Genomic DNA, 13,744 nt, shown 5'->3' with positions numbered 1-13,744 from the left:
CCTCGAATTTCGGTGTGCGTGAGTTGAGCAAAAGCAGGATTGCAAATCGTCACATGCTGCGACCTAGCCACCGGAGAAGCTTGCGGCGGGGTGCGGTTATCGGCTGCGCCACCCCGAGGTCCGCTTGCGCAGCAGCGCCGAGACGCCTTCGTAGGCTAGCCGCGCCAGCAGGTTGGCGGCGACGATGAGCACCGACATGGCGGCGGCTTTGGCCGTGTCCCCGGCGTCGTCCATACTGACGATGGCGACGGAGGCGAGCTTCAGGTCGGCCCCGTATAGGAAAATGACGGCCGAAACGGTGACCATGGCGTTCACGAAGAAATACACCAGCATCTCCAGAATCGCCGGCAGCGATAGCGGCAGCGCGACGCGGACGAAGAACCGCGGCCAAGAGACGTTCAGCGAAGCGGAAACGTGGGCGAACTCCTTGTCCATCATCTTGAGCGACGTCGTCGCCGTCATGAACGGCACCGAGTAGAAGTGCGCCACGTTCGCCAGCACGAGCACGGCCATCGTACCGTACAGGACGTGCAGCGGATTCGCCGGGTCATTAAAGAAGAAGATGTACGCGAGCCCGATGGCAAGGCCCGGCAGCGCCAGCGGCACGATCGCCAGGAAGTAGCTGGCTTGGCGGAGCGCGCGCAGTATCCGAATGTTCTCGATCATGTACGCGGCGGCGAACGTGACGAACGTGCCGGCAAGCGCGGTCCAGGCCGCCATCCGGACGCTGTTCCAGAACGGGGCGAGTCCGCCTGCCGCCGCGTCGGCGAACTGGTACTTGGCCAGCGTGAGCGACAAGTTATACGGCCACGCCTTCACGAGCGATGCCATGACGACCGCGCCGAGCAGCAGCAGCATGACCAGCGCGATCAGCGACGCGTACGAATGGGCGAGCGCGTTGCGCAGTCGTCCCGGACGTACCGCATACGGCGTGGAACGCGAGGTGACGTAAGCTTGCTGTCTGCGCGCCACCATGCGGTCGATGATGAATGCCGCGACGGCGGGCAGCGAGAGCACGATGCTGACGACGGCGCCCAGCGCCATGTTCTGCTGGCCGATGACCTGCTTGAACATGTCGGTCGCCAGCACGTTGTAGGGGCCGCCGACGACCTTCGGCGCGCCGAAGTCGGTGAAGCTGAGCGTGGCGCACACGATAACGGCGCTGATCAGTCCGTATTTGACCGAAGGCAGCGTGACCGTGAGCAGCTGGCGGAGCTTGCCCGCCCCGAGCGTCTCGGATGCCTCGTACAGCCGGTAATCGCTAATGGCGAGCGCGGCCGATAAGATCAGGAACGCTTGCGGGAACGTATAAATGACCTCCGCCATGATAATGCCGACCTTGCCGTACAGCGGAATGCGCAGCTCGAACGGCAGCCAGCCGAACAAGCCGGTGGAGATCGCTCCCTGGTTCCCGAACAAGTAGACGAGCGCGATGCCGTGCATCATGGTCGGCGCGAACAGCGGGAGCAGCGCCATCGCTTTGTAGACGGATTTGCCCCGGATGTCCGTGCGCGCCAGCGCGTAGGCCAGCAGGAAGGCGAGCGGCACGGCAATCACGGTCGTCATGAACGAAATGAATGCCGTATTGCCCAGCGATTGCAGCAAGGCCGGCGATTCCAGATACGCCCGGATATAGGACAGTCCGGCGAATTCGCCCTCCGGCGTCAGGAAGGCCTGACGGAACAGCGCGGCGAGCGGCAGCGCGACCAGCACCGTCATCCCGAGCAGCAGCAGCAGAAGCAGGATCGCCTGCAGCCATTCGGCGCGTCCCCATCGGCGGCGATGGCGCTGGGCTGCCGCGGTGCCGGACGGGCGGTAAGCGGCGGCTTCGAGATCGGGCATCAGGAGGACCGCCTTCCTGGCGCGACCAGCGCCTCGGCCGGGTAGCGGAGCGGCCCGCCGGCCGGCAGCTGCAGCCGAAGCGGCGCGCTGCGCGTCAGGTTCAGCTGGCGCGCGAGCTGGGCGGGCACGTCGACCAGCACCGGCGCCGCGTTCGCCAAGGCGTGCTCGGGCAGCAGGCTGACCCGGTAATACGCGCCGCGGAATTCGGCGTGTGCGACCGTGCCGGCGAGCACGGCGCAGCCGGCCTCCGGCGACTCGAGCGGGCCGAGCGGCTTGATCTGCTCCGGCCGCACCGCCTGTACGCCGCCTGCCGCACCGCCATCCGGGATGAAGTTGATCGCGCCGATGAAGTCGGCGACGAACGGCGTGCGGGGGCGCTCGTAAATCTCTTCGGGCGTGCCCGTCTGCGCGACGCGTCCTTGGTCCATGACGACGACGTGGTCGGCCATCGTCAGCGCCTCCTCCTGATCGTGCGTGACCATGACGGTCGTAATGCCGAGCCTCTCCTGCAGCAGGCACAGCTGCTCGCGCAGATGGACGCGCACCTTGGCGTCGAGCGCGGAGAGCGGCTCGTCGAGCAGCAGCACCTCCGGAGAGAGCGCCACCGCCCGCGCGAGCGCCACGCGCTGCTGCTGGCCGCCCGACAGCTGGGCCGGGTAGCGGTCGTGAATATCCGGCAGGCCGACCAGCTCCAGCATCTCGCGTACCTTGGCTTTGACTTGGGCGCGGGGCAGCTTGCCTTTCAGCCCGTAGGCAATGTTGGCGCCGGCGGTCAGATTCGGGAACAGCGCGTACGATTGGAACACGATGCCGAAGTTGCGCTTCGACGGCGGGAGCGGGGTCAGGTCCCGGCTGCCGAGCCGGACGGCGCCTAGATCGGGCTGCTCAAGGCCGGCGATAATGCGCAGCATCGTCGTTTTGCCGCAGCCGCTCGGGCCGAGCAGACACGTGAACTTGCCTTTGGGAATCGTCAGCGTGACGTCCTTGAGCGCTTCGAACGCGCCGAACCGTTTGCGTATGCCTTCAAGCGTGAGGGAATCCATATGCGCGCTTGCGACCTCCTTTGGAGTGAGTTGTGTTTTAAGCCCCGCCGTCGGCGGGAAGGACTTGACCGGCAGGGGCGATACATCTTCAATGGCCTAAAGAGCGAATGATCGATTGTGTGTTAGGTTGCGTTTGGTCGTTGATGTCTTGGTTGTACAAACTCAGTGTAGGCGGGAAATGTAAAACGAGCGTCAACCTCATATTAAGATTGTGTGTTTTATTTTGTTTTATTGGTTTTTGTTGATTTTAGTTGGCGTTGGGGGAGCTCCGTCTGGAGACGGAGGCCAAAATCCGTGCGCAGTATGATTGGCTGACCGGCGCATAAGGATTACAATATGAATAAATGGATTGACGAGAGGGTGGCGCGCGCATGTTTCAGTGGGGGCGTTTGAGCAGGTTCAAACGGTATGGCGGACCGTGGAACGACGGGCAGGAGATCGACTATCAATGGCCGGCGACGGGATTCCCGGTCGTGCGCATTCGGCTGGGCGGCATGCGGGGCGGCCGGCGCAAAGTGGCCGTCGGGCTGATCGCGATCGGCGACGTGGCGGTCGGGCTGATCGCCCTCGGCGGCGTCAGCGTCGGCGTGCTCGCCTTCGGCGCGGTGGCGCTCGGCTGGGTGCTGGGACTGGGGGCGGTCGCCATCTCCAGCCTGGCGGGCGGCGCGGTCGCCATTGGCGAACTGGCGGCAGGGGCGGTCGCCATCGGGAAATACGCCATCGGCGCGGTCGCGATCGGGGAGCAGGCGCTGGGGGCGGTCGCCATCGGCAAGCAAGTGCTCGGGGCGGTGGCGATCGGCGAAACCGCCTACGGCGGGGTGGCGATCGGCGAGCACGGCTTCGGCATCCTGCCGTTCACCGCGGACGTGTTCAATTTTATTAAAGGCCTGTTCGACTAGGCCGGCGGGGAGCGAGTGGGTATGCGGCTTTACAAAGGCGAATCGCTGTTTCGGCAAGGCGAAGAGGGGCCGCTGTTTCGGATCGAGAGCGGCCTGCTCAAGGTCGTGCGTCTCCACCCGGACGGCAGCGCGTTCATTTTCAACCTGCTTACGCCCGGCGAAGTGATCCCCCACCATTCGCTGATCAGCCCCAAAGAATATCACGGCACGGCCATCGCGCTGACGACCTGCGAGGTGACTGTGATCCCGCCGGACGAATGGTATGGCGCAATGGAGCGTGACCCGGCCCGCTACCGGGAGGCGGCGCTCCTGCTCCAGGCGAAGCTGCGGATGATGCAGCAGCGCATCGACCAGCTGACGGCGCTGGAGCCGGCGGAGAAGCTGGCCCGGCTGCAGGAGTGGTTCGGCGCCTACGTGCAGGACACGCCGCTCGGCGACCTGCTCACGCAAGAAGAGATCGGCCAGCTGCTCGGTCTTCGCCGCGAGACGGTGAACCGGCTGCTGCGCGCGAAGAAGCCGCAAGCGTCACGAAATGCGTGATGCTTGCGGCTTTTTTTGTCTCGCGGTGAACCAAGAGTTGTTTCTTTTGTCCGAGACGACTTCTCCCTAAGCGCCTCCGGCCTAGTCCCCGTCCACGCTGGCGGCCGGCCCGAAGAACTCATAATGGATGCGCTCCGGCGGCACGCCGTTCGCTTTCAGGCCGCGGTATACATGCTTGATAAATTCGGCCGGTCCGCAAATATAGCAATCTGCCGCTTCCTGCGGGAGCGCGGCGCGGAGCCACGCCTCGTCGATGCGACCGAGATGCGCGGCGCCGTCTCCGGCGGCGCGATCTTCGTCGCTCGGACGCGTGTACGCATAACGGACGTCGATGCCGCTTCCATCCTCCGCCAGCTGCCGCACTTCCTCGCGGAACGCGTGCGCCGCGCTGTTCGGCGAAGAGTGGATGAAGACCGCCGGCCGTCCTTGGCGCTTCAGCTGGTGCAGCATGCCGATCATCGGCGTAATGCCGGATCCGGCGCTAATGAGCACAACCGGTCCATCACCCTCCGAGGCGGCTAAGGTGAAGTTGCCCGCCGGCGCGGACAGCTCCACCGTATCCCCTTCGTTCAAGCGCTCGTGCAAAAAGTTGGAGACGATGCCGTCCGGCTGCCCGGCGCCGCCATCCTCGCGTTTGACCGTAATGCGGTACGCGCTTTGCCCCGGCTCTCCGGAGAGGCTGTACTGGCGGATGTGCGTGTACGTCTCGCCCGGCACGGTCAGCTTGACGCTGACATATTGGCCGGGCGCGAAGGCCGCCGGACGCGAGCCGTCCGCCGGTTCCAGATAGAAGGAGGTCATGACGCTGCTCTCGGCCTGTTTGCGCACGACCTTGAACGGCTTGAAGTCGACCCAGCCGCCCGCTTGCTGCTCAGCCTGCGCGTACATCTCCGCTTCGACGCCGATGAAGGCGTCGGCGATGACGCCGTAAGCTTCTCCCCAAGCGCCTAGAATCTCATCCGTCGCGGCGTCGCCGAGCACGTCTTTGATCGCCCCGAGCAGATGCTGGCCGACGATCGGGTAATGTTCCGCTTTGACGCCGAGACTGCGGTGCTTGTGGGCGATTTGTTTGACGACGGGCAGAATCGCTTCCAAGCGGTCGATGTGGACGGCGGCGGCGTAGACGGCATTGGCGAGCGCGGTCTGCTGGCGGCCCTGCTTTTGATTGGCGTGGTTGAAAATGTTCAGCAGCTCGGGGTGAGCGGCAAACATCTGTTGATAGAAACGAGTCGTAATGGCGGTGCCGTGTACCTCGAGTACCGGGACAGTCGATTTGATGATGGCGATCGTCTTTTCGCTAAGCATGCGCATTCCCTCTTTCTTCCCCTATTGGATATGTCATCATTGTAACGGGTCGAAGCGATCAAACCTGTGATTCAAATCACATGGAGTGGGGCGGTTTTGTGAAGCCTGGCAGGAGTCCGCGGTGAGTAGGGCATCCTTCCGAGCGCCTGAACCACGCAAAAAGGAAACGAGCGGCCATAAGCGGCGCATCGCTTCCTTGGAAGGGGCTTGTCCTATTTGTCCGAAGACGGCGGCGTGAACGAACGCGCGGCGAACTCGTTGTCGAGCATGTAAAACGCGTTGCTGTCCTTCTCGATCCGCTTCAGCTTGTTGATGATGCTGTCGAACATCGCTTCTTCTTCGACCTGCTCGTCGATGAACCATTTCAGGAACTGCATCGTCGCATGCTCGCGGTCGTTCAGGGCGAGGTCGGACAGATGGTAGATGCGGCTGGTCACGACTTTCTCGTGCTCGTACGCGTGCTCGAACACTTGCAGGATCGAATCGTAATCGTTCTGCGGCGTCTCCATGCCGGCCAGCGTGGCGCGGTGTCCGCGGTCGTTGAGGAATTTATAAATTTTCATGGCGTGAAACCGTTCTTCCTCCGCCTGCACGATGAAGAAGTTGGCGAACCCGTCCAGGCTTTCGCCGGAACAGTAGGCGGCCATGGCCAGATAGACATGGGCGGAATAGAACTCGAAGTTCATTTGGTCGTTTAACGCGCGGCTGAGCATTTCATTCATGAGGACTTCACGCACCTTTCCTACGTCGTTGTGTGAGATAAAGCAGCGGCTCCTTCGCGGTATGCTTGTCGCACGCCAGCCAAGGAGCCCGCATTCGCTTCTATAGTGTACCACACAAGTTCGGCGTTAGCCCACCGCGCATGGGTAAATTACCCAATACGGGCCTTCAGGATGCCGTACAGCGCCTCGGCCGTCGGCGCCACGACGACTTCTTTCTTGCCTATCGTGACCATGCACTGTTTGGCGCACATCCGGCAGTTGCCCAGGCAGTCCTTCTTCTTCTGCTTCAGCTCGGGAAATTCGCTCTTCAGCGTCTTGTACACCGACTTCGAACCGGTGCGGAAATTGCGGCAGCAGTATTTGATCTTCTTCATCGTCCGTACCCAGCCTTTCACGGTTGGTCTGTATGTATATTCTCAATGATATTCATTCTCACTCTGGCTGTCAACGTGAAATCGGGAGGGGTTGTACGACTTCCGCTCAGTCCACTGCAATCGCGAACGTCTTCGACCACGTTGCGCCGCCGTCGCGCGTGGCATAGACCGCGGAGCCGGTCAGGCTCGTGACCGCGAGCCAGCCGGACTTGGCTGAAGGGAACGAGAGCTTGCCCTCGAAGCCGGGGACTGCGGCGCTGTTGCGCCATGTCTTGCCGCCGTTCTGCGTACGGCCAAGCGAGAGATTGTCCATCGCGCCGCTTCCGGTCAGCAGATAAGCCGCGCGCGGGTCGGGCGTCGCCAGATCGGACGGTCTGCCCGGCGGTCCGGGCAGCTTGCCGGCCTTCGCGACCGGACCCGGGGCGGGTCCGCCGCCTGCCGTGGCATTCGAGACGACCTGCTCCCAGCTCGCGCCGCCGTCCTTCGTATGGAAGAGCGAATAGGACGTCTGCGACATGCCGGAGCCGCCATACAGCAGTATCCAGACATCGCGGCTGTTCGCGCCGTAGACGGCGCCGCCCGCGCCGGCGGCGGAGGCGGCGGTAAGGCGTGTCGTCCATGTACGCCCGCCGTCCGTCGTGCGCTTCACCTGATAGCCGCCCGGGACGAGCGCGACCGCCCAGCCTTCCTTCGGCGAGAAGAATTGCGCCCCGCGCGTATTGGGCGGCGTCGGGAGCTTGCTCCACTTCGCTCCCGCATCGGCCGTATAATAAGCGCCGCTGTCGTTGAACGCATAACCGAAGCCTTCCAAGGCCGTCCGAAAATCGATGCGCGCCAATCGATGGCCGCCATTCGGCACTGGTTTGTAACTCGCGCCGCCGTTCGCCGTCCGCAGCAGCATCGCGGGGCCGTCGGGGGCCGTGCGGGCCAGAACGTAGCCGAGCGAGTTCGTCACGAAATCCATTTGCGCGAAGGTGAGCTTCCCTTTGTAGATCGACTGCCAGCGGCATCCGCCATCCGACGTGCCGAGCATGAAGCCGTTCCCAGCCGCCCTGCCCGTGGAGACGTTCAGAAATTGAATGGATGTGAAATGCGGCGATTCGCCCGAGACGTCCGCCGTCAGCTGAATGCCATGATCATCGGTTCGGCAGCCTGCCGCGGCGGCATCGTGGTCGCCATGCGCCGGCACCAGCGCAGCCGCAAGCAAGGCGGGCGCCATGCAGGCGCACAGGCGGGCGATCAAGCCGCGGCCGTCGCGGCGGACAACGTGCGCCCCATGGTAACCTTTCGTCCTTATGCATTCCTTCATCGTCATCACCTCTTCCTTTATCTTACCCCGATGCCAGGGATCGTCATGTAGGCACCGAGATTCGATAGCGAAGATGCGGCAGAGGGGGCGCGACGACATGGAGGCTGGCCCGGCGCGGGGACGATCCTAAACGGCGCAAAAAAGAAGCCGGACGGTCGCGGCTTCTTGGTTATAGCGGATTATTCGCGTTCTTCCTGGGCCATGCGCCGCAGGTTGCCGATCAGGGCGTCGAGCTTGTGAAAGCTGCCGGCGATCTCATCGGCCATTCCTTTCTGGTGGTCCATGCTGGAGGAGATTTGCAAGGCCAGGGCGCTGGATTGCTCCGTTACGCCGGCGATGGTGTTCACCTCGTCGATAATGTGATCGGAAGAGCGCTGGATCGATTGGTTCTGGCGCTCTACCTCCGAAGCTTCCTCCAACACTTGCCCCGCGATGGCGGAGATTTGGCGGAATACCGCCTCGGAGGCTTCGGCCGCTTGCTTGCTGTGCCCGATCGTCTCCTCGACCTGCGCGAATTGGCGAATGAGCGCGCTGCTTTTACCTTGAAGCGAGGTCAGAATGTCGCCGATTTGGGACGTGGACGCGTTCGAATGCTCGGCCAGCTTGCGCACCTCGCCGGAGACGACGGCGAAACCGCGGCCGTGCTCGCCTGCACGGGCCGCTTCGATGGCGGCGTTCAGCGCGAGCAGATGCGTCTGAGCGGAAATCTCGGTGATCGTGGCGAGAATGTCGGCGATTTGGCCGTTCTGCGTATTCAGCTCGCGCAGCGTCCCTTTGATTTCCGTCGCCACGCTATCGACCTCTTGAATCCTCTCCTTCAGCTCCAGCACGCGGCGATGCCCCTCCGCCGTCGCGGCCGCCGTCTCGACCGAGCTGGACTTGACCGCCTGTGAACGGCTTGTCACGTGGCCGATCGCTTGATTCGTCGTCTGCAGCAAGCCGGAAATATCCGCGATGCTCGTTGCCTGCTGCTCGGAGCCTTGCGACACTTCGCGCAGCCCCGTCGCGATCAGGCCGGTATTGGCCGACGCGTGCGCGACGCTATCACGCAGCCGTTCGTTCAAGTCGCTGAGGACGCCGATCGCCTCCTGCATATTGGCCATCAGCTCGTCGCTCTTCGCTTTCTCCCGCGCGAACTGCTCGCCGCGCCGGAACAAGCTGCGCAGCATGCGCGCCGAGAGCAGGCTGATGATCGTCATGGCCACGGCGCCGATGACGAGCGGCAGTACGACCGTGGGAATCAGTTCGCCTTTATTGGCGGCCGCGCCGGCATCGCTGTCGAAATAGCGAACGAGCAGGAAGACATTGCTCGCGATGGCGACGATGTAGTACGACAGCACCGGTTTAAAGGAAGGATACAACAGGAAGAGCGTAGCGAACGCGAGCGTCGTGCCCGGATTGACGGGCGCCGCGTCGGTCCCGAGTGCCGTTTGCAGAAAGACGTTCAGGAAGCCGAACATCAACACCGCTACCGCAGGACCGAACTTGACGGTGGCCGCGCGTTTATTCAGTAGCGTGATCGCGACGCTCGGCGCAAGGAAGGCGGCCATAAGCACCGGCGCTTCCGCGTTTGCGAAGCCGCTGGCTGTATAGGCGACCAAATTACCTAGGAATAGAAGAAAGAACAGGACGGCCACGATCCGGTTTCGCGAAGCGAATAGCGCGGTCAATTCATCGAGATCGGCGGCCGGCCGGGTCATCGAGCCGTAAATCGTACGTAGGTTAGCTGCCAAGTTAATTCCCCTTTCGATTGTCGTGGTCTACTTTTTATCGGCGCGTCATTCGGTAGAAATAAGAGCCTTTCGGTAAATACGCGCATCGGATTTGAGCGGCTGCGTTCGGAATGGTACGCTAGAAGTCAAAACGCGCATATAAAGGAGATTTTTATCATGAGCACGAACGGACAACAGCGCGCGGCGATCCGGCCGGGCATGACCGTCGATATCGTATTGAAGCAGGACCAGCCGACCGGCAAGCTGACGCGCGGCGTCGTAAAGGATTTGCTGACGAAGTCGCCTAACCATCCGCACGGAATCAAGGTTCGCTTGCAAAGCGGCCAAGTTGGCCGGGTGAAAGCCATTCTAGACCAAGGCGGTCCGTCCGCCACCTAAACGACGCCAAAATCGCAGCGCCCTCTCGAGCAAGAATGCAGTTGGCAGAAAGTATCCATTGCTAGACTCGCCATGATTCCGTTATAACTGAGCTACGGAAACTAAACACCATGTCGAGAGGGGCAATCATAGTTGAACAACAAGGCAATGGTTTTATCGGCAGCGCTGCTGCTTGGCGTAATGTCCGCGGCGCAGGCTGCGCCTGTATCCGCAAACGGTAAGGGGTCCGATAGCATCCAGCAGGAGCAAACTGTGGAGGCGACGGTCACAACAACGACGACGGACGAGACAGCAACGGAAGAAGTCGAGGCAACAACCGAAGCAGAAGCAAACGGCGAGACTGCCGTAGAAGGCGAAACGGAAGTCAAGGAAGAAGAGGCTGAAGGCAAGAAGAAGAAGAAAGGCAACCCGCATGGACTGCAGAAAGCCTATGAAAATACGAAGGACAAGCCTGCCGGTCAGCGGATCGCCGAGCTGCTGAAAGCAAAATACGGCATCGACGTGACGGCCGAGACGCAAGCGGAAATCGAGAAGGTCGTCGCCGATCTGGAAGCGAAGGGCGAGACGGAAGCGGCGGAAGAAACGCAAGCCGAGCTGGTCGCGGAAGATCCGACGAACGTGGAACTCTACGTGAAGCTGGGCAAGATCAAAGAAAAGAACGGCAAGAAAGGCGTTAAAGCGTACGTGAACGGCAGCGAGCCGAACTTCGACGTGGCGCCGGTGAAGAAGGACGGCCGCGTACTCGTGCCGTTCCGCGCCATCGCCGAAGCGCTTGCAGCGGACGTGAAGTGGGATGCCGCTACGAAGACGATCACGGTAAGCAAGGACGGCGTCGAAGTGAAGCTGACGCTGGGCAGCAAGGTTGCGTACGTGAACGGCGCTGAAGTCAAGCTGGACGTGCCTAGCCAAACGATGAACAACCGCGTACTCGTGCCGCTGCGCTTCCTGAGCGAGGCGCTGAAATCGAACGTCGTATGGGAGCCGGAGACGTCGAGCGTTATCGTGAACGACGAGGCGACGACCGAGGCGTCCGCGGAGACGGCGACCGAGCCGGCAGCGGAATCGGCGACGGATGCGGCGGCAACGACCGAAACGACGACAACGACGGAAACGACGACAACGCCGGAAGCGGCTGCAGCGTCCGAGACGACGGAAGCCCAACCAACGACGACGCCGTAATCATTCTCTATCTTCCTGCAATTGGCACGTGTGGAAAAGCGCCTCCCGCGCCATCCTATCCTTGAATAACCGGCTTTATGTCCGGACTTCGAGGAGGATGGACGGTGCGGCGCTTTTTTGTCGCGTTGATCGCGATCGCAACGATAACGGCGGGCGCGGGAATCGCCCCGGCTTCGGGAGCCGACGGTTCCCGCCCGTTTCACTTTGGCTTCAAGAAAAGCAAGAACGGCGAGCTGCCGTCGATCGCGCAGGAAGGCTTCATGGACATGCTGAAGCGGCACGGTTCGATCTTCTTGGGCGACACGGCGAGCAAGGAGCTGTATCTCACGTTCGACAGCGGCTACGAGAACGGCGTCACCCCGCAAATTCTCGACGTGCTGAAGGCGAAAGGGGTGCCGGCGATCTTCTTCATTACCGGCCATTACGTAAAAGACCAGCCGGAGCTCGTGAAACGGATGGTCGCGGAAGGCCATCTGGTCGGCAATCATTCGTGGAGCCATCCGGATATGACGACGCTGCCGGACGCGCGAATCGTCTCGGAGCTAAGCCAGGTGAAAGATGCGGTGGCGCAGCTGACCGGGCAGCAGGAGATGGCGTATTTGCGTCCGCCCCGGGGCATTTTCAGCGATCGGGTGCTCGGGGCGAGCAAGGGAGCCGGTTATACGAACGTGTTCTGGTCGGTTGCCTATAAGGATTGGGACACCAAAGCGCAGCGCGGGGCAAAATACGCCTATGACAGCGTCATGGCGCAGCTTCATCCGGGCGCGGTCATCCTGCTCCACTCCGTCTCGACGGATAACGCGGGGGCGCTGCCGCAAATCATCGACGACGCCCGGGCGAAAGGGTATACGTTCAAGAGCTTGAACGAGCTCAAAGTGAAGCAGTATCGGTAACGTCCGCAACGCGGGCGAATCCTATCCCCTATCCCGGTGCGGCATGCCGCTCATGAGAAAAAGCTTCGGCGCACGAAGAAACGTGCATCGAAGCTTTTTTGGCATGTGCCTCCTGCGCCGGGCTTAGGCCTTCGGCTTGCGAATCTGCGCCGTCAGCGCGAGGAAATGATCCAGCACCCGGTGGATGCGGTCGCCGATCTCGTGTCCGACCTCGTATTCGTCCGGCGTCGCGGTCTCGAACCAGCGCCGCTGCGCGCCGCCGATCGAGAGCCATTCCGGCGCGTTGATGCCGTGCAGATTGCGCACGATCGCCTGCAGCTGCTGGAGCGAGCTGACGCCCACGGCGCCGCCGGCCGAGCTGACCGACAAGACGGGCTTGCCTTCGAAGTGTTCTTGGCTAAGGAAGTCGAGCGCGTTCTTCAGCACGCCGCTGATGCTGCCGTGGTATTCCGGCGTAGCGAGGATCACAGCGTCGGCATCGAGCACGGTCTGCTTCAGCGCGACGACTTGCGGATGCGTCGTGCCGTATTCGTCAGGGGAGAAGAAGGGCAGCTGTTTCTCGTGCAGGTCGAATAGGGTAGCCTGGAAGCGGTTGCGCTCGATCTGGCGGGCCAGATAGGCGCTCAAATGGGTGCTTGTGGCGTTCTTGCGGTTGCTTCCCGCGATAATGGCGATTTTCATCTGGATTCATCCTTTCGCTCCTTCGATTTAACCTAATCGTACATGGAAAATCGGGCGTCCGCGTCGGCAGATGGATGGAATTTCGGCAGGCGCTTGCGTCCGCCGTTCGGATGAAGCGCATACGACTTTGGATGGAGAGCGGAAGCCGCCGCGCGCGCCGTTCCGTCAAAAGGTCGGCTCGCCCAGTCCGTGGCGAATGGCCAAAATCGCAGCTTGGGTCCGGTCGGACACGCTCAGCTTGTCGAGCAGGTGGCTGACGTGCGTCTTGACCGTCTTCTCCGTGATGTGCAGCGCGTCGCTGATCTCCTTGTTGCTGAGACCGCGCGCGATCTGCTCCAGCACGTCGCGCTCGCGCGGGGTCAGCTCTTCGAACGGATTGCGGGGCGCGGGCGCTGCGGGCGCCGGCGGCGCCGACTCGGGCGCGGCGACGACGCTCATGAGCGCGCTGGCCGCGTCGGGATGGAGCTCGACCTGTCCGTGGTGGACGCGATGGATGGCCCGCACGAGCTCCTCGGGCTCGATATCCTTCAGCAAATAGCCTTTCGCGCCTGCGCGTATGGCAGGCAGCACATGGTCCTGGTCGGAGAACGACGTCAGGACGATCACTTTCACCCCGGGATGGCCGGCGGTTAGCTGCCGCGTCGTCTCGATGCCGTTCAGCACGGGCATGTGCAGGTCCATCAGCACGACGTCGGGCGCGTGAAGCGCGACCTGCTCCAGCGTTTCTTGGCCGTTGGCGGCTTCGCCGACGAGCAGCAGATCCGGCTGGGTCTGCAAGAACACCTGCAGCCCTTTGCGCACCATCGCATGGTCGTCCGCGAGCAATAATCGAATGGTCATCTCTCT

14 protein-coding genes are annotated in these 13,744 nt (G+C 62.3%); 5 read left to right on the top strand and 9 right to left on the bottom strand.

Going from position 1 to position 13,744, the window contains the following annotated elements; all coding sequences use genetic code 11:
• Positions 1 to 96: 96 nt before the first annotated feature.
• Positions 97 to 1,842: a putative 2-aminoethylphosphonate ABC transporter permease subunit gene (locus tag ACFSKT_RS28785; RefSeq protein WP_377719195.1), complete on the bottom strand. Its 1,746-nt coding sequence runs from the start codon at positions 1,840 to 1,842 to the stop codon at positions 97 to 99.
• On the bottom strand, positions 1,842 to 2,885 hold the full coding sequence (locus ACFSKT_RS28780; protein WP_377719194.1) for an ABC transporter ATP-binding protein: 1,044 nt from the start codon (positions 2,883 to 2,885) through the stop codon (positions 1,842 to 1,844). The genes ACFSKT_RS28785 and ACFSKT_RS28780 overlap by 1 nt, the downstream gene beginning before the upstream one ends.
• Before the next feature lie 371 nt (positions 2,886 to 3,256).
• Here ACFSKT_RS28780 and ACFSKT_RS28775 point away from each other — a divergent pair, with 371 nt between their 5' ends.
• Together ACFSKT_RS28775 and ACFSKT_RS28770 are read left to right on the top strand one after the other, a co-directional pair.
• Positions 3,257 to 3,784, top strand: coding sequence for a hypothetical protein (locus ACFSKT_RS28775; protein WP_377719193.1), 528 nt, complete (start codon positions 3,257 to 3,259; stop codon positions 3,782 to 3,784).
• Between the two features lie 21 nt (positions 3,785 to 3,805).
• On the top strand, positions 3,806 to 4,324 hold the full coding sequence (locus ACFSKT_RS28770; protein ID WP_377719192.1) for a Crp/Fnr family transcriptional regulator: 519 nt from the start codon (positions 3,806 to 3,808) through the stop codon (positions 4,322 to 4,324).
• Positions 4,325 to 4,405: 81 nt separating this feature from the next.
• Here the strand turns inward: ACFSKT_RS28770 and hmpA are convergent, their stop codons facing one another.
• The 5 genes from hmpA to ACFSKT_RS28745 form a co-directional block, all read right to left on the bottom strand.
• Positions 4,406 to 5,629, bottom strand: a complete 1,224-nt coding sequence (gene hmpA, locus ACFSKT_RS28765; RefSeq protein WP_377719191.1) for an NO-inducible flavohemoprotein — start codon at positions 5,627 to 5,629, stop codon at positions 4,406 to 4,408.
• A 212-nt stretch (positions 5,630 to 5,841) separates the two neighbouring features.
• Positions 5,842 to 6,351, bottom strand: coding sequence for a ferritin (locus tag ACFSKT_RS28760; RefSeq protein WP_377719190.1), 510 nt, complete (start codon positions 6,349 to 6,351; stop codon positions 5,842 to 5,844).
• 149 nt (positions 6,352 to 6,500) lie between these two features.
• Positions 6,501 to 6,725 carry a DUF1450 domain-containing protein gene (locus ACFSKT_RS28755; protein ID WP_148929479.1) on the bottom strand — a complete coding sequence of 75 codons (225 nt, stop codon included), beginning with the start codon at positions 6,723 to 6,725 and terminating at the stop codon, positions 6,501 to 6,503.
• A 106-nt stretch (positions 6,726 to 6,831) separates the two neighbouring features.
• Positions 6,832 to 8,034, bottom strand: coding sequence for a WD40/YVTN/BNR-like repeat-containing protein (locus tag ACFSKT_RS28750; RefSeq protein ID WP_377719189.1), 1,203 nt, complete (start codon positions 8,032 to 8,034; stop codon positions 6,832 to 6,834).
• Between the two features lie 179 nt (positions 8,035 to 8,213).
• The gene (locus ACFSKT_RS28745; protein ID WP_377719188.1) at positions 8,214 to 9,767 is read right to left on the bottom strand and encodes a methyl-accepting chemotaxis protein; all 1,554 of its coding nucleotides are present in this window, start codon (positions 9,765 to 9,767) and stop codon (positions 8,214 to 8,216) included.
• A 156-nt stretch (positions 9,768 to 9,923) separates the two neighbouring features.
• Between ACFSKT_RS28745 and ACFSKT_RS28740 the strand changes: the two genes are divergently transcribed.
• From ACFSKT_RS28740 to pdaA, 3 genes are all read left to right on the top strand, one after another.
• Positions 9,924 to 10,145, top strand: coding sequence for a YwbE family protein (locus ACFSKT_RS28740; RefSeq protein WP_377719187.1), 222 nt, complete (start codon positions 9,924 to 9,926; stop codon positions 10,143 to 10,145).
• 132 nt (positions 10,146 to 10,277) lie between these two features.
• A complete protein-coding gene (locus ACFSKT_RS28735) occupies positions 10,278 to 11,324 on the top strand; it encodes a copper amine oxidase N-terminal domain-containing protein (RefSeq protein ID WP_377719186.1) in 1,047 nt (348 codons plus the stop codon).
• Positions 11,325 to 11,467: 143 nt separating this feature from the next.
• Entirely contained in the window at positions 11,468 to 12,217 is a 750-nt protein-coding gene (gene pdaA, locus ACFSKT_RS28730) for a delta-lactam-biosynthetic de-N-acetylase (protein WP_377719415.1), read from the top strand.
• 123 nt (positions 12,218 to 12,340) lie between these two features.
• On the opposite strand, the gene ACFSKT_RS28725 is transcribed toward pdaA, so the two are convergent.
• The gene (locus ACFSKT_RS28725; RefSeq protein ID WP_377719185.1) at positions 12,341 to 12,898 is read right to left on the bottom strand and encodes an NADPH-dependent FMN reductase; all 558 of its coding nucleotides are present in this window, start codon (positions 12,896 to 12,898) and stop codon (positions 12,341 to 12,343) included.
• Positions 12,899 to 13,063: 165 nt separating this feature from the next.
• The gene (locus ACFSKT_RS28720) at positions 13,064 to 13,738 is read right to left on the bottom strand and encodes a response regulator (protein WP_377719184.1); all 675 of its coding nucleotides are present in this window, start codon (positions 13,736 to 13,738) and stop codon (positions 13,064 to 13,066) included.
• Positions 13,739 to 13,744: the final 6 nt, after the last annotated feature.

This window comes from Paenibacillus xanthanilyticus (genome assembly GCF_042682185.1).
GTDB lineage: Bacteria > Bacillota > Bacilli > Paenibacillales > Paenibacillaceae > Paenibacillus_Z > Paenibacillus_Z xanthanilyticus.
The sequence above is the reverse complement of the archived record's forward strand: the minus strand, read 5'-3'. Positions and strand labels throughout refer to the sequence as shown.